This is a genomic window from Sulfitobacter sp. LC.270.F.C4, assembly GCF_032922545.1.
In the GTDB taxonomy this organism is placed as follows: domain Bacteria; phylum Pseudomonadota; class Alphaproteobacteria; order Rhodobacterales; family Rhodobacteraceae; genus Sulfitobacter; species Sulfitobacter profundi.
The window spans coordinates 1,452,755-1,467,002 of record NZ_CP136692.1 but is presented as its reverse complement, the minus strand read 5'-3'; the positions used below and the strand labels follow the sequence as shown (position 1 = coordinate 1,467,002).

At 63.6% G+C, this 14,248-nt stretch carries 14 protein-coding genes and 1 riboswitch; of the genes, 5 read left to right on the top strand and 9 right to left on the bottom strand.

The features are described from left to right. Positions 1-85: 85 nt before the first annotated feature. From folE2 to R1T45_RS11060, 4 genes are all read right to left on the bottom strand, one after another. Complete coding sequence (folE2, locus tag R1T45_RS11075; RefSeq protein ID WP_120351409.1) at positions 86-1,177, bottom strand: GTP cyclohydrolase FolE2; 1,092 nt, start codon at positions 1,175-1,177, stop codon at positions 86-88. A gap of 77 nt (positions 1,178-1,254) precedes the next feature. Next, a complete protein-coding gene (gene metZ, locus R1T45_RS11070) occupies positions 1,255-2,445 on the bottom strand; it encodes an O-succinylhomoserine sulfhydrylase (protein ID WP_317390842.1) in 1,191 nt (396 codons plus the stop codon). 66 nt (positions 2,446-2,511) lie between these two features. Continuing rightward, a riboswitch (SAM riboswitch) is annotated at positions 2,512-2,588 on the bottom strand. A 57-nt stretch (positions 2,589-2,645) separates the two neighbouring features. Further along, on the bottom strand, positions 2,646-3,251 hold the full coding sequence (locus tag R1T45_RS11065) for an inner membrane-spanning protein YciB (protein WP_120351411.1): 606 nt from the start codon (positions 3,249-3,251) through the stop codon (positions 2,646-2,648). A gap of 10 nt (positions 3,252-3,261) precedes the next feature. After that, positions 3,262-4,164 (bottom strand): DMT family transporter, encoded by a 903-nt coding sequence (locus tag R1T45_RS11060; RefSeq protein ID WP_317390841.1) that lies wholly within the window; start codon positions 4,162-4,164, stop codon positions 3,262-3,264. A 63-nt stretch (positions 4,165-4,227) separates the two neighbouring features. Here R1T45_RS11060 and R1T45_RS11055 point away from each other — a divergent pair, with 63 nt between their 5' ends. Further along, positions 4,228-4,713: an MgtC/SapB family protein gene (locus tag R1T45_RS11055; protein WP_067626987.1), complete on the top strand. Its 486-nt coding sequence runs from the start codon at positions 4,228-4,230 to the stop codon at positions 4,711-4,713. 33 nt (positions 4,714-4,746) lie between these two features. On the opposite strand, the gene ftsY is transcribed toward R1T45_RS11055, so the two are convergent. Both ftsY and R1T45_RS11045 read right to left on the bottom strand, forming a co-directional pair. Further along, positions 4,747-6,129: a signal recognition particle-docking protein FtsY gene (ftsY, locus tag R1T45_RS11050; protein ID WP_317390840.1), complete on the bottom strand. Its 1,383-nt coding sequence runs from the start codon at positions 6,127-6,129 to the stop codon at positions 4,747-4,749. Positions 6,130-6,225: 96 nt separating this feature from the next. Beyond that, the gene (locus tag R1T45_RS11045) at positions 6,226-7,938 is read right to left on the bottom strand and encodes an NAD(P)H-dependent oxidoreductase subunit E (RefSeq protein WP_317390839.1); all 1,713 of its coding nucleotides are present in this window, start codon (positions 7,936-7,938) and stop codon (positions 6,226-6,228) included. Positions 7,939-8,099: 161 nt separating this feature from the next. On the opposite strand from R1T45_RS11045, the gene R1T45_RS11040 reads away from it, so the two are divergent. Both R1T45_RS11040 and R1T45_RS11035 read left to right on the top strand, forming a co-directional pair. Then, positions 8,100-9,101, top strand: a complete 1,002-nt coding sequence (locus R1T45_RS11040) for an alkane 1-monooxygenase (protein WP_317391072.1) — start codon at positions 8,100-8,102, stop codon at positions 9,099-9,101. Positions 9,102-9,142: 41 nt separating this feature from the next. Continuing rightward, positions 9,143-9,532 carry a hypothetical protein gene (locus tag R1T45_RS11035; RefSeq protein ID WP_317390838.1) on the top strand — a complete coding sequence of 130 codons (390 nt, stop codon included), beginning with the start codon at positions 9,143-9,145 and terminating at the stop codon, positions 9,530-9,532. A gap of 6 nt (positions 9,533-9,538) precedes the next feature. Here R1T45_RS11035 and xseA read toward each other — a convergent pair whose 3' ends face one another. Then, a complete protein-coding gene (gene xseA / locus R1T45_RS11030) occupies positions 9,539-11,101 on the bottom strand; it encodes an exodeoxyribonuclease VII large subunit (RefSeq protein WP_317390837.1) in 1,563 nt (520 codons plus the stop codon). A gap of 70 nt (positions 11,102-11,171) precedes the next feature. On the opposite strand from xseA, the gene purD reads away from it, so the two are divergent. Then, on the top strand, positions 11,172-12,437 hold the full coding sequence (purD, locus tag R1T45_RS11025) for a phosphoribosylamine--glycine ligase (RefSeq protein ID WP_317390836.1): 1,266 nt from the start codon (positions 11,172-11,174) through the stop codon (positions 12,435-12,437). A 30-nt stretch (positions 12,438-12,467) separates the two neighbouring features. On the opposite strand, the gene R1T45_RS11020 is transcribed toward purD, so the two are convergent. Both R1T45_RS11020 and R1T45_RS11015 read right to left on the bottom strand, forming a co-directional pair. After that, positions 12,468-13,163 carry a VCBS repeat-containing protein gene (locus tag R1T45_RS11020; RefSeq protein WP_317390835.1) on the bottom strand — a complete coding sequence of 232 codons (696 nt, stop codon included), beginning with the start codon at positions 13,161-13,163 and terminating at the stop codon, positions 12,468-12,470. After that, on the bottom strand, positions 13,163-13,486 hold the full coding sequence (locus R1T45_RS11015; RefSeq protein WP_067625538.1) for a 2Fe-2S iron-sulfur cluster-binding protein: 324 nt from the start codon (positions 13,484-13,486) through the stop codon (positions 13,163-13,165). The genes R1T45_RS11020 and R1T45_RS11015 overlap by 1 nt, the downstream gene beginning before the upstream one ends. Positions 13,487-13,662: 176 nt before the next feature. Here R1T45_RS11015 and R1T45_RS11010 point away from each other — a divergent pair, with 176 nt between their 5' ends. Then, entirely contained in the window at positions 13,663-14,214 is a 552-nt protein-coding gene (locus R1T45_RS11010) for a peptidoglycan-binding domain-containing protein (protein WP_317390834.1), read from the top strand. Positions 14,215-14,248: the final 34 nt, after the last annotated feature.

Below are 14,248 nucleotides of genomic sequence, written 5' to 3'. Positions count from 1 at the left end.
CTGCGCTAAGACACCCGGAATGCCCCGCAAAGGGGCGCTGCGCGGGACGCGGACAACCATCGCGCGATTGCCGCGCAGCGCCGGGTCAGCCCACGTGAAAGAGCGTGTTGAAAAGCTTGGGGTCGATGCTCTGCGCCGCGAAGGTCTCGCCTTGGGTCAGCACGCTGATCGCATCATGGCTGTGCAAGCTTTCTTGATGGCTGGCGACGATGCGGAAATCCCCCACCCGTCCATCGGCCAAAAGCTGTTCACAAAACAGCCGCGCGGCATCCTCAACAAAGATCGGATTCGCGGCGTTGAGTTCGGCGAACGCCTGTTCGTCCTCGCGCTTGACCATGACCTGCGTCTCGGTCGGCACGGCGCGGCGGCAAATCTCGATGAGGTCTTCGAACCACAGGCAATCGCCCTCGTCCTGCGTCTCGACCGAAATGCGCGCCACGGAGCGCTGCGAATGCGGCGTGGCCAATTGCCCCCGCGTTTCCCGCGCATGTTCGCTGAGTTCCAGCGAACAGGGGCAGGTGCTGGAATAGACGTAATCGAGATGCACGATCTTTTTGCGCTCTCCGTCCTGCTCAACCAACTCCAGCGCGATGTCGTAATACTGATAGCCCGTCAGCCCCGAGCGCAGGCTGGCGATCTTCATCGGAAAAGAGAATCGCATCTGAATCCGTGCGTCCAAGCTTTCGAGATCGGTCTTATAATCATCCAGCGCCGCTTCGATCACCTCAAAGCTAAAGGTCGCCTCTGCATGGCGGTAAAAGCTGCGCATGATGCGGGACATGTTGATGCCCTTCTTTTCCGCATCAAGCGACACCGAACCGGTCACAGAGGTTTCCAGCCGCATATCCCCGCCCTCACGGCTGCGATAGCGGATCGGCAGGCGAAAGTTCGAGATGCCGACATGCTGGATCAACTGCTGCGCGCCCCGGATCAGGCTGGAGGGGCCGTTTTGCAAATCAGGCAGGCTCGCGCGGTAGTTGTCACCCGCGGTGAAGTCTTCGGGGTAGGCACGGCTCAGCGCCGGGTAGTCGGCGGGCGCGAGCATCCGCGCCATCGCCGGGTCAAGGGCTGCAATCTCTGCCGGGGTGGCCGTTTCGGCCCAAGCGCGCAGGGTGGCGAGCGCAGCCTCCGCAGCGCTTCGATCCGGTGTTTCGGACATCTCAGTCACGATGTTCATTGCGCGGCCCTCCGGTCTGTCATCCTCAATGTATGATGCGCGGGGCCAAAATGCCACCGCGCCTGCGACACATCAGGTCAGGCTTGCGCCGCCGCGTCCAAGGCTTGCAACAGATCGGCCTTGAGATCGCCGGTATATTCCAGCCCCACGCTGACCCGCACGAGGCCCGGCGTAATGCCCAAAAGGTCTTTGGTTTCCTGCGGCAAACGCTGGTGCGTCGTGGTGGCCGGGTGGGTCACGATGGTCTTCGCATCGCCGAGGTTGTTAGAGATCACCCCCACCTGCAGCGCATTCAGGAACGCGAAAGCAGCCGCCTTGCCGCCCTTCAGGTCGATCGACAGCACGGTGCCCCCTGCCCCCATCTGCTTCATCGCAAGCGCGTTTTGCGGATGCGCGGAGAGGCCGGGGTAAAGCACCCGCGCCAGTTCGGCGTGGCCCTCCAGCGCTTCTGCCAATTCCTGTGCGCTGGCCGCCTGTGCCCGCACCCGCAGGTCGATGGTTTCCAACCCCTTGAGCATGATCCACGCGGTGAAGGGGCTCATCGAGCCGCCGGTGTGTTTCATATAAGGCTCAAGCGTGCCACGGATGAAATCGCGGCTGCCCAGCACCACACCGCCAAGCGCGCGGCCCTGCCCGTCGATATGTTTGGTCGCCGAATAGACCACCACATCCGCCCCCTGCGAAATCGCGCGGGAGAATACCGGCGTGGCAAACACGTTATCGACCACCACCAGCGCGCCCTTGGCATGGGCCAGCTTGGCGACGGATTCGATGTCGATCACCTCAAGCGTGGGGTTGGCAACGGATTCAAAGAACACCGCGCGGGTGTCATCCCGGATCGCCGCCTCCCATGCGCCCAGATCGCTGCCGTCGACGAAGGTGACCTCAACGCCATAGCGGCCAAGGACTTCTTCGAGCACATAGATACAGGAGCCGAAAAGCGCCCGGGCCGACACCACATGATCGCCCGCCTTCAGCATTGAGATCAGCGCGCCCGACACCGCCGCCATGCCGCTGGCGGTGGCGAATGCGTCTTCGGCCCCTTCCAGCGTGGCGATACGGTCTTCGAACATCGCGACCGTCGGGTTGCCGTAGCGGGCATAGATGAACTCATCCGGGCCAGTTTCCTCGAACCGGGCCTCGGCCTGTTCGGCGCTGTCATAGACGAACCCTTGGGTGAGGTAGATCGCCTCGCTCACCTCGCCATATTGGCTGCGGCGGGTGCCTGCGTGGATCGCTTGGGTGCGCGCGTGACGGTCGTTGCTCATGTATCTCATCCTTCCGGCCCGACCTTGCGGGCATAAAAAAAACCCCAGACGCGGCCAAGCGAAAGGGGGTCTTTCATCCTGACCTTTTAGCGGCATGTTTAACGTGGCCCACAATCCGGTAACAAATCGCCACGCGGGGTGGATTACGCCGCGCGACGCTGCAGGTCAACAGTTTCGCGCGGGCATGGTTTAAATTCGGGTCAGCTTTGATCTTTCTTCTCGCCGTAGGCTTCGAACAGCTTGCCCTGCGCCATGAAGAAAACGAAAATCGCCGCCGTCAGGCCGAAGGTTTTGAAATAGACCCATGTGTCGGTCGAAAAGAACCGCCAGATCAGTTCATTGGCCAACGCGAGGCCAAAGAAGAAAAACATCAGCCGCTTGGTGAGCAGCATCCAGCCCTCATCGCGCAGGGGCATCATCTCTTCCATGACGTATTTCAGATAGGACTGCCCGCGCAGCAGGCCAACCGCCAAAAGGCCGCCAAAGAGCACATAGATCAACGTCGGTTTCATCTTGAAAAAGCGGTCGTCGTTCAGCCAGACCGACAGCCCGCCAAAGATCACCACCAGCACCACGGTGGCGACCTGCATCCGGCTCAGCTTGCCCGTCAGCGCCCAGAGCGCGCCGGTCGACAGCACCAGCAAAGGCACGAACATCGCGGTGACGACGATGAAGCCATCGTACTCCGTGCCGCCGAAGGTATAGGTATTATCCTTCAGCCACAGATAGGCGACGAGGAAGGCCAACACCGGCCCATATTCCAAGCCTGCGCGCAGCATTGGGTTGATCTCTCTTGGTTCTGACATGCCTGTTCCTTCAGCCGCCCATTTCAACAATCACCGCCCCGGCCGCGATCAGCGCCATCAGCGCGATGCGGCGCGGGCCGACGGTTTCTTTCAGCACCAGCACACCGATCAGCGCGGCGAAGACGGTAGATGTCTCGCGCAGCACCGCCGCCTCGCCCACCTTATCGAGCCGCGTGGCCAGCATGACCGACCCAAAGCTCGCGAATGCGATGAACCCGCCGATCACGCCGCGCAGCATCAGCGGAGCAACGTCGGGCGGGTTCTCCATTCTATGCCAGCGCCGCCATGCAATCACCGGCATCACCAGCCCGTCGATCATAAAAAACCACGCGAGAAAGGTGAACGGATCAGCCGTGGCGCGAATGCCATATGCGTCATATGTGGTGTAAAGCGCCACGAACAAGCCCGTCAGCACCGCAAGCCCCAAGGCCGCGTGCAGCGTATCGCGCGCCGCGACCAGATTGCGCAGATTATAAACCGCCAGCCCGAAGATACCGCTCAGCAGCACGGCCACACCCAGCCACTGCACCGCGTTGAAGCGCTCGCCAAAGATCAGATAGGCGCCGACCACGGCAAACAGCGGCCCCGTGCCGCGCACCACCGGGTAGACCACCGTATAAGCACCCTTGGTATAGGCCCAAGCCTGTAACAGTTTATAGATCACATGGATCACGAAGGCGCCGAGGAAGATCAGCCACATATGCGGCTCGGGCCATGGCACGACGAACAGCGCAAAGGGCGCGGCCATCACACCATAGGAGACATCAATCGCCCCGCGCGTGAGCCACGGATCATGCCGCCCCTTTTGCAGCGCGCCAAAGACCGCATGCAAAAAGGCCGCCGAAAGCGCCAACCAAAGCGCCGCGGTATGGCCCGCGGGCGTGCCTTCGATCGACAGGATCCATTCGGTCATCGCGGAACCACCACAGCGGCGAGAGGTTTATTCCTCAAAACCTTTATCACCAACGGAAATTCCATGTTTGAAAGCCTGCTCGCCGACCTGACCAACAGTTTTTCCAAAGTGCCCGTCACTGTCGCTGCCGCGCGGCTGCTAATGGCAGCGTTTCTGGCGGGTGTTGTGGGGTTTGAGCGCGAGCGGCGAGACAAGCCTGCGGGGCTGCGCACCCATATCATGGTGGCCATCGCGGCCTGCCTGTTCATCATCATCGGGCAAGAGCTGGGCAGTCTGGAGTTCGGAGAGGGCGACCAGATGCGCTTTGATCCGCTGCGTTTGATCGAAGCGGTCACGGCGGGCGTCGCCTTCCTTGCCGCGGGGATCATTTTCACCTCCAACGGCGAAGTGCGCAACATCACCACCGGCGCGTCGATGTGGTTGGCCGGTGCCATTGGTCTTGCTTGCGGCGCGGGGCAGATTTTGCTCGCCTGTCTTACGGCAGGGATTGTGGTCAGCGTTCTGACGGTATTGCGCTGGATCGAGCGAAAGCTCGGCACCCACGAGTAATCAGAGCCGCCGCGCAGGGCGACCAAGGCGTCGCTAGGCATCCGTACCAACCAATGCGGCGGCAAATTCATCGGGATCAAACGGGGACAGATCGTCAATCTGCTCGCCCACACCCACCGCATGGATCGGCAGACCGAAACGATCCGCCAGCGCCACCAGAACGCCCCCCTTTGCGGTGCCGTCGAGTTTGGTCATAACCAGACCGCTGACGTCGGAAATCTCTTGAAAAACCTTCACTTGGTTCAGTGCGTTCTGCCCGGTCGTCGCGTCCAGCACCAATAGGGTGTTATGCGGCGCGGTCTCATCCTTCTTGCGGATGACGCGGACGATCTTGGCCAATTCCTCCATCAGGTCGCCCCGGTTTTGCAAACGGCCTGCGGTGTCGATCAGCAGCAAATCGGCGCCTTCCTCCTGCGCGCGGCCCATGGCGTCGAAGGCAAGGCTGGCGGGGTCGCTGCCCTGCGCTGCGGTCAGCACAGGCACCCCTGCGCGTTCACCCCAGACCTGCAATTGCTCCACCGCGGCGGCGCGGAAAGTGTCACCGGCGGCGATCACGACCTTCTTGCCCGCCGCACGAAATTGCGAGGCCAACTTGCCGATGGTCGTCGTTTTGCCCGAGCCGTTCACGCCGACCACCAGCACCACCTGCGGGGTCTTGGAGTAGATCGGCAGGGGCCGCGCCACAGGCTCCATGATGCGGCTGACTTCGCTGGCGAGCAGTTGTTTGATCTCTGCCACTGACAGTTTCTTGCCAAAGCGCCCTTCGGCCATGTTGGCGGTGACCCGCAAGGCCGTATCGACGCCCATATCGGCGCTGATCAACAACTCTTCGAGCTGTTCGAGCATCTCGTCATCCAGCGCGCGGCGCACAACTGGCTGCGCTGCGCTGCGGCCCATCAGACGACCCAGAAGGCCCGGCTTCGCAGGGGCGGCCTCTGCTTCGTCGAGCGCAGGCGCGACCGGGGTCATGGCTTGGCGCAGGTCCACGGCGGGCGGCACTTCGTCGGGGGCCGGAGCGGGGTCGGGGGCCGGAGCGGGGACTGGATCGACCGCTGGCGGCACCTGCTCGGGTTCGGGCGTGGGCTCCGGGTCTGCGGGCTCAGATGGCACCGCTGGCGCGGGCTGAGGGGTGGGCTCGGGAATGGTGACGGGCTCGGGCGTCGGCTCGGGCGTTGGTTCTGGCATTGAAGCGGGTTCGGGGGTTTCCTCCTCCTGCTCAGCTGCCAACATCGGGCCGCTGTCGTCCTGCCCATCGGGCATCACATCCGACGCCGCGCCGGGCTGGTCCATCACCGCGTCAACCGGGGCCGCTTCGGCCTCCGTTTCGCCGCCATCGCTGACTATCGCCTCTAGCCCCTCGTCGATCTTGGACGAGGATTTGAACAAGCGGTCCTTGAGCTTCGTGAAGAAGGCCATCGGCGTCTCCCATGCAGTTTCTTCTTGATCTATAGGCTTGCCCGCGCAGATGGAAGAGCGCCTAGGGCAGATCAAGGCAACCGGGAGGGGCCGCAGTTAGATTTCGTCAGAAAAATGCTTCATCACCAGCCGGATCGGGTTCGGCGCAGCCTGCCCCAGCCCGCAGATTGAGGCATCGACCATCGCGGTCGACAACTCCTCCAACAACCTTTGATCCCAGCGGTCCTCTTGCATCAGCTTGACCGCCTTTTCGCAGCCCACCCGGCAGGGCGTGCATTGACCACAGCTTTCATCTTCAAAGAACCGCAGCATGTTCAGCGCCGCCGCGCGGGCGCTGTCGTGCTCTGACAGGACAATTACCGCCGCCGACCCAATAAACGACCCATGCGGTTGCAGCGTATCAAAATCGAGCGGCACGTCATCCATCGAAGCAGGCAACAGGCCAGAGGACGGCCCGCCCGGCTGGTACGCCTTCAGCACATGCCCCTCGGCCATGCCCCCCGCCGCCGCGATGATATCGGTGATGGTCGACCCCGCAGGCAGCACATACATCCCCGGCTCCGCCACCCGCCCCGAGACCGAGTAGCTGCGCAGCCCCTTTCGACCATTCTTTTCGGTCGCGTTCAGCACCTGCGGCCCTTCGCGGCAGATGCGGGCGATCCAATGCAGGGTTTCCACGTTATGCACCAGTGTCGGGCGGCCAAAGACACCGACCTGCGCCACATAGGGCGGGCGGTGACGCGGCAGGCCGCGCTTGCCTTCGATGCTTTCGATCATCGCGCTTTCTTCGCCGCAGATATAGGCGCCCGCCCCGCGGCGCAGATCGACATAACCGGGGGTGATGACGCCTGCATTCTCCAGCGCCGCAATCTCGCGCCGCAGAATTTCCAGCACCGCCGGGTATTCGTCGCGCATGTAGAGGAAGACTTGTTCCGCCTCGACCGCCCATGCGGCGATCAACATACCTTCGAGGAAAAGATGTGGTGTACGCTCAAGATACCAGCGGTCCTTAAAGGTGCCCGGCTCGCCCTCGTCACCATTCACCGCCAGATATCGCGGACCCGGATTGGCCCGCACGAATCCCCATTTCTTGCCCGAAGGGAAACCAGCCCCGCCAAGCCCGCGCAGTCCGGCTTCTAGCAGTTGTTCTTGAACCGCTTCCCAATCACCGCCCGCGCGCAGGTTCAACAGCGCCTCGTAACCACCTGTATTCTGGTAGCTTTGATAAGGCTCATAGTCCGGCAATTGGGCATGCGTGTTTTGTGCTGCAATCGCCGCCTGAACCTTTTCGGGCGTTGCGTGGTCGATATGATTGTGGCCCAGTTCCAGCACCGGCGCGGTGTCGCAGCGCCCCATGCAGGGCGCGCGCAGCACGCGGACCTGCGCAGGGTCCAGCCCCTCTTCCAGCGCCGATTTCAACGCCTGCGCCCCGGCGAGTTCGCAAGACAGCGAGTCGCAGACACGGATGGTCAACGCGGGCGGTGGGGTTTCGCCCTCTTTCACCACGTCGAAATGCGCGTAGAAACTGGCGACCTCATAGACTTCGGCCATCGACAGGCGCATCTCTTCGGCCAAGGCCCGCAGATGCGCGGCAGAGAGATGTCCATAGCGGTCTTGGATCAGATGCAAGAACTCGATCAGCAGATCGCGGCGGCGCGGGCGGTCTCCCAAAAGCACGCGAACTTGCTCCCAAGCCGCGTCCTGCACCTGCCGACCCTTGGGGTGATGCCGCCCCTTGCCCTTGCCGGATTTCCAGACGCCCTTTTGCGGTTCCTGCCCCGCCGCTTTGCCGTGATCATCCAGCGCCATGTCGCTTCCCCCCGCCTTGCTTTCAGCAGTCGTAGCAAATCAAGGCGCAGCCCGGCGATCAAAAAGCGACAATCGCGCGGGTGTTTGCGTTGTGCGCGGGCCGTGCGGCGGGCAGAATGGGCGGATGCGCCGCAAGGCGGGTCATGAGTAAGGGAAAACACGTGCTGTGGTATGTGATCGCCAGTTTTACGCCAGCGGTGCTGATCGCCGCCGCCGCCCTCTGGGGCGGGGTCTGGCCTGTGCTGGCACTTTTGTCGATCACGGTCCATGTCTCCTTTATGGACCGATTGGGCCGTGCGCTGACCCTTTCCGACAGGTCCGGTCGGGGGCTGACGCTGACATTGGCTGCCGTGCATTTCATGCTGCTCCCGCTCGGGGTCTGGGCGATTGGCGGCGCGCCGCATCTTGAGGGGCTGGACCGTGCGCTGATCTTTGCCGCCCTCGGTCTGTTTCTGGGTCAGATCAGCAATTCCAACGCACATGAGTTGATCCACGCATCCCGCCGCCTGCCCCGACGGATCGGCACGGCGGTCTATATCTCTTTGCTGCACGGGCATCACGTCTCGGCCCATCTGCGGGTGCATCATCCCGCCGCCGCCACCCCCGCCGATCCCAATTCCGCGCCCAAGGGCATGGGATTCTGGCGGTTTCTTCTCAGCGCAAGCTGGGGGGAGTTTCGCGCCGGGTGGCAGGCCGAAAACGCGCAGCGGGCGCGCAAGACGGGGGCGAAGGGGCTGCACTCCTATGCAATCTACCTCGGCGGTGCAGCACTGGCCCTGCTCACCGCGCTACTTTTGAGCGACATTTCCGGGCTGTTGGCCTATCTTGGCCTTGCCGCCTATGCACAGATGCAACTGCTGCTGTCGGACTATGTGCAGCACTATGGCTTGCGGCGGCAGCAACGCCCCGATGGCCGGTTCGAGCCGATCGGCCCGCAACACAGCTGGAACGCCCCGAAATGGTATTCCGCGGCCATGATGCTGAACGCGCCGCGCCATTCGGACCACCACATGCGCCCCGCCCGCGCCTTTCCGGCGCTGGAAGTGACCGAAGAGATGCCGAAACTGCCCTATTCCCTGCCCATCATGGCGGTGATTGCCCTTGTGCCACCGCTCTGGCGTCGGGTGATGGACCGCCGCGTGGCGCGGTGGCGCCGCGGCTGATCCCACTGGCGCGGGGCGCAGGCTTCTGGCAGGCTGTTGGGATGAGACATACCCTCGCCCTGATCTGCGCCCTCCTGCCCCTGCCCGCCTTGGCCGAGATGTCAGCGGCGGAGTTCGAGGCTTATACGCAGGGCAAAACGCTCTACTACGGCCAGTCCGGCGCGCCCTATGGGGCCGAGGTCTATCACAAGGATCGCCGCGTGCAGTGGTCCTTTCTTGATGGCCGCTGCAAGGAGGGGCGCTGGTATGAGGCCGGGGGGCTGATCTGTTTCGTCTACGAAGACAACCCCACCCCGCAATGCTGGAGCTTCACCGAAAGCCCATCCGGGCTGGTCGCCCGGTTCGAGAATGACCCAACCCAGACCGAGCTTTACGAGGCGCAGGAGCAGAATGACCCTCTACTCTGTCTCGGGCCCGAAGTCGGGGTCTGACCGGCCTTAGCTTTCGCCTTTGACAGCCAGCCGACCATCCGCAAATTCGATCTCCAACCGGGCGGCGTTCTTTGCGGCCTCGGCGCTGGTCACCACATCGCCATCGCCACGCACCACGGCGAAACCGCGGGCGAGCGTTTCGCGGTAGCCAAGCGTGCCAAGGGTGCGGCCCAAAGCGTCGATCTGGCGGCGACGGCGGTCTTGATCCGCGCGGCCTGCGCGCGCCAACCGGGCGAGCACCTCATTCAATCGCTGGTCTTGGCGGGAAAGGTCGCGGAGCAGCACCTCTGGGCGGAAAGTCTGCGTACGGTCGAGCAGCCGTTCACGACGACGCAGGATCTGCCGCTGCAACACCTCGGGGTGAAACCGGTCGATCCTTGTCCCGAGCCGTTCACGCTGCCCTGCCAAGTTGCGTTGCCATGCGGGGTCGAGCCTTGCCGATAGCTGGGCCAGCCGCTGACGATCAGCCTCCAACTGGCGGCGCAGGGTGCCGGGACGCAGGGCACCGGACATATCGGCCAGTTTCACGCGGCGGCCTTGGACGCCTGCGATTAGCGCGGGTCCTAGTTTTTCGCTTGCGCGGTCGAACCGCTGCCACGCACCTTCAGTCAAAGTCTCGGCACGCGGCAAGGCCCGCGCCAGATCCCGCATCCGCTGGCCGCGCCGGGTCAGCCCTTGGCTCAGCGCCTGACGCATCCTTGCGCCCTGCCCTTCGAGCCATGCTGCCAGTTCATGCCGCACGGGCACCGCCAATTCCGCCGCTGCGGTCGGCGTCGGCGCGCGTTTGTCAGAAACGAAGTCGATCAGCGTCGTGTCTGTCTCATGCCCCACGGCAGAGATCAGCGGGATCTCCGAGGCTGCCGCCGCACGCGCGACGCTTTCCTCGTTAAAGCCCCAAAGGTCTTCGACCGAGCCACCGCCCCGCGCGACAATCAGCAGCTCAGGCCGGGGCAATGCGCCACCTGGGGTCAGCCGGTTAAACCCTTCAATGGCGCGCACGACTTCGGGCGCGCATTTCGCGCCCTGTACGGCGACGGGCCAGACCAGCACTTTGCGCGGGAAACGGTCGCGCAGCCGGTGTAGGATATCACGGATCACAGCCCCCGAGGGCGAGGTCACGACGCCGATGATCTCAGGCAGGTAGGGCAGCGGGCGTTTGCGTTCGGGCGCAAAAAGCCCCTCCGCCGCCAACGCCGCTTTGCGTTTCTCCAAGAGCGCCATCAGCGCGCCCATGCCCGCCGGTTTGATATCCTCGATGACGATCTGGTATTTCGATTGGCCGCCAAAGGTGGTGATCCGTCCGGTGGCGATCACCTCCATCCCCTCTTCGGGCTGGGTCTCGAGCCGCGCCGTGACGCCTTTCCAGATCACACCGGAGATCACCGAACGGTCGTCCTTGAGGTCAAGATAGACATGCCCCGAACGCGGGCGGCTCACGCGGCCCACCTCACCCCGAATCCGTACATGGGCAAACTCACCCTCAATCACCCTTTTGATCGCGCCGGAAAGCTCGGTCACCGTAAATTCGGGGCTGTTTGCACCGGGGGCGGGGTCGTCGAACAGATCCATCTGGGCACCTTGTGTCTGTGGGCACCCCAGCTTAGAACGCGGAGCAACGAAGTCCAAGGGAGTGCGCGGCATGAATATCCTGATCCTCGGCAGCGGAGGCCGCGAACATTCACTCGCTTGGGCGGTGATGCAGAACCCCAAATGCGACAAGCTGATCGTGGCACCGGGCAATGCGGGCATCGCGGCCATTGCGCAATGCGCTAAGCTCGACATCATGGATGGCGCGGCGGTGGTGGCTTTCTGCGAAGGCAACAACATCGACTTCGTCATCATCGGCCCCGAAGCGCCCTTGGCAGCGGGCGTGGGCGATGACCTGCGCGCAGCGGGTTTCGACGTGTTCGGCCCCTCCAAAGCGGCGGCTGCGCTGGAAGCTTCCAAAGCCTTTACCAAGGAAATCTGCGACGCCTGCAATGCCCCAACGGCGGCCTATGGCCATTTCACCGACGCCGCCAGCGCCCGCGCCTATGTGGAAAAGCAAGGCGCGCCGATCGTCATCAAGGCCGACGGTCTGGCGGCGGGCAAAGGTGTCATCATCGCCATGACAGATGCCGAAGCCTTGTCCGCCGTGGATGAGATGTTTGACGGTGCCTTTGGCGATGCGGGCGCGGAAGTCGTGATCGAAGAGTTCATGGAAGGCGAAGAGGCGTCCTTCTTCGTGCTTTGTGATGGGGAGACCGTGCTGCCCATCGGAACGGCCCAAGACCACAAGCGCGTCGGCGACGGCGACAGCGGGCCCAACACCGGCGGCATGGGCGCCTATTCCCCTGCCCCGGTGCTGAGCGACGAGATCGCCGAACGCGCGCTGGAAGAGATCATCCGCCCCTGCATGGCCGAGATGGCGAAACGCGGGATGCCCTATCAAGGCGTGCTTTATGCCGGGTTGATGATCAAAGACGGCCAGCCGCGTCTGGTGGAATACAACGTGCGCTTTGGCGATCCTGAATGCCAAGTGCTGATGATGCGCCTTGGGGCGCAGGCCTTTGATCTGATGCAGGCCACGGCCAAGGGGTCTTTGGCCGAGATGCAGGTCAACTGGGCCGAAGACCACGCGCTGACCGTGGTGATGGCGGCGAATGGCTATCCCGGCGCCTATGCCAAGGGCAGTGAGATCAAGGGGCTGAAAGACCTGCCCGAAGACAGCGCCAATATAGTGTTCCACGCGGGCACCGTGGCGCAAGACGGGGCGATCTTGGCAAACGGCGGCCGCGTGCTGAACGTCACCGCGCGGGGCACCACGCTGGCCGAGGCGCAAGAGCGTGCCTATGCGATGGTCGACGGGATCAATTGGCCAGAAGGCTTCTGCCGCCGCGACATCGGCTGGCGCGCGCTGAGCTAACAGGCGGCGGCTTAGGCCGCCCCAGCACCCTCACTCACAGGCAAGTGCCGCGGCAAAGCTGTCGGCCCCCGCGAAGGGGCCGATGTCGCGACGCGCAAGCTGCCCGTCCTTCAGGGTCACCCCGACCACGCGCTGCCAATCGGCATCCGCCAGCACCATCTCTGGCCCGGCACCGCAATCGCGCAGCCCGCCCGAGATGAAGGACTTTCCGATTCGATGGTTGGTCAGCCCCGGCATCTGAGCCACCTCGCTCAGGTCCCCATCCGCAAAACGCCAGACCCGCAGCACCCGCGCCAGATGCGGGCGGTCGACATAGGCGATCTCAACCGCGCCGTCACCGTCGAGATCAGCGGCGCCTATGGGGGCAAGCCAGCGGTTGCTTTGGCCGATATGCGGGGTCTCAGCAATCTTGCCCTCGGGGCCGTAGATTGCCAGCGCCGCGCCGCGGTTCACGTCGGTCTCAATCACCAGCACTTCGGGCGCGCCATCACCGGTCACATCGACCAGCCGCGGGGTGATATCTTCGAAAACATGGTCACGGGGCAGAACGAAACGCCGCGCGCTCCCGTCTGCCAAAGAGACCTGTAGCCCGCCCCATTCCAGCGCGTCGCCGAGAATGCCATGGGCGTAGCGCCCGGTGGGCGAGATATAGCGCGCGGCGGTGATCGTCTCCGCCGCGGCGCTGGTTGCGATCAGCGCGAGCAAGGCTGCGCCGACCGCCCGCATCAGATTTGCTTTTCGGGCATCTGCACACGCAGACCGTCCAGCGCATCGGTGACCTTGATCTGGCAGGTCAGACGCGACCGCGCAGGGTCAGGCTCGAAGGCGAAGTCGAGCATGTCTTCTTCCATGTCGTCCATCGGGGTCAGTTTCTCTGTCCAGGCCGGATCGACATAGACGTGGCAGGTGGAACAAGCGCAGGCCCCGCCACAGTCGGCTTCGATGCCGGGAATGTTATTGTCCCGCGCGCCTTCCATGACCGTGAGACCATTGGCCACCTCGACCACATGTTCGGTGCCGGAATGTTCGACATAGGTGATTTTGGCCATGATGATGCCCTTTCGTCCTAAAAGTTCGGCCTTGTTTAGCGGGCTATGGCAGCCGGTTCCAGCCCCCTTTTCATGAGTTCGCCCACGCATGCCCCCGCCGATGACATTGCGGTGGGCAAGGTCCGCGCATCCCGCTAGTCTGCGCGCAAACAACAGGCGAGCCCCGCGATTCCGGCATGACACAGCCCCCTCCCCTCCGGTCCAAATTGCAGCGCGCGGCCTTGCTGCTGCTCGTCGCCGGTATCGCGGGCTGCGAGACGGCGACACCGGCCACGCCGCGCCCTGAGCCGGGGGTGCTGGAAGCCACCCGCAACGGCCCCGCAGGCGCGCCGGAGGGAAGTTGCTGGGGCCGCACGGTCAGCCCCGCGGTAATCGAGACGGTGACCGAACAGGTCGAAGTCACCCCGGCCAAAATGAACGCCGATGGCAGCATCGCCAAACCGCCCGTCTACAAGACAGAGACCCGCCAAGAGATCGTGCGCGCACGGGTCGACAACTGGTTCGAGACCCCCTGCCCGGATGTGCTAACGCCAGAGTTCAACAGCACCCTACAACGGGCGCTGCAGGCACGCGGGCTGTATGCTGGGCCGATCACCGGTGAGATGGACAGGGCGACACGGCTCGCCGTGCGACGCTATCAGGCCAAACAGGGCCCGAACAGCGAGGTGCTGTCACTCACCACCGCCCGTGCGCTTGGGCTTGTAGCGGTGCCCCGGCAGGGCGGCTGATCCCCCAACGAAAAAGGGCGCCCGGAGGCGCCCT

Excerpts from the sequence above, each read along its gene's own strand:
- folE2 (WP_120351409.1), bottom strand. The coding sequence starts at position 1,177 with ATGAACATCGTGACTGAGATGTCCGAAACACCGGATCGAAGCGCTGCG.
- metZ (WP_317390842.1), bottom strand. The coding sequence starts at position 2,445 with ATGAGCAACGACCGTCACGCGCGCACCCAAGCGATCCACGCAGGCACC.
- R1T45_RS11065 (WP_120351411.1), bottom strand. The coding sequence starts at position 3,251 with ATGTCAGAACCAAGAGAGATCAACCCAATGCTGCGCGCAGGCTTGGAA.
- R1T45_RS11060 (WP_317390841.1), bottom strand. The coding sequence starts at position 4,164 with ATGACCGAATGGATCCTGTCGATCGAAGGCACGCCCGCGGGCCATACC.
- R1T45_RS11055 (WP_067626987.1), top strand. The coding sequence starts at position 4,228 with ATGTTTGAAAGCCTGCTCGCCGACCTGACCAACAGTTTTTCCAAAGTG.
- ftsY (WP_317390840.1), bottom strand. The coding sequence starts at position 6,129 with ATGGCCTTCTTCACGAAGCTCAAGGACCGCTTGTTCAAATCCTCGTCC.
- R1T45_RS11045 (WP_317390839.1), bottom strand. The coding sequence starts at position 7,938 with ATGGCGCTGGATGATCACGGCAAAGCGGCGGGGCAGGAACCGCAAAAG.
- R1T45_RS11035 (WP_317390838.1), top strand. The coding sequence starts at position 9,143 with ATGAGACATACCCTCGCCCTGATCTGCGCCCTCCTGCCCCTGCCCGCC.
- xseA (WP_317390837.1), bottom strand. The coding sequence starts at position 11,101 with ATGGATCTGTTCGACGACCCCGCCCCCGGTGCAAACAGCCCCGAATTT.
- purD (WP_317390836.1), top strand. The coding sequence starts at position 11,172 with ATGAATATCCTGATCCTCGGCAGCGGAGGCCGCGAACATTCACTCGCT.
- R1T45_RS11020 (WP_317390835.1), bottom strand. The coding sequence starts at position 13,163 with ATGCGGGCGGTCGGCGCAGCCTTGCTCGCGCTGATCGCAACCAGCGCC.
- R1T45_RS11015 (WP_067625538.1), bottom strand. The coding sequence starts at position 13,486 with ATGGCCAAAATCACCTATGTCGAACATTCCGGCACCGAACATGTGGTC.
- R1T45_RS11010 (WP_317390834.1), top strand. The coding sequence starts at position 13,663 with ATGACACAGCCCCCTCCCCTCCGGTCCAAATTGCAGCGCGCGGCCTTG.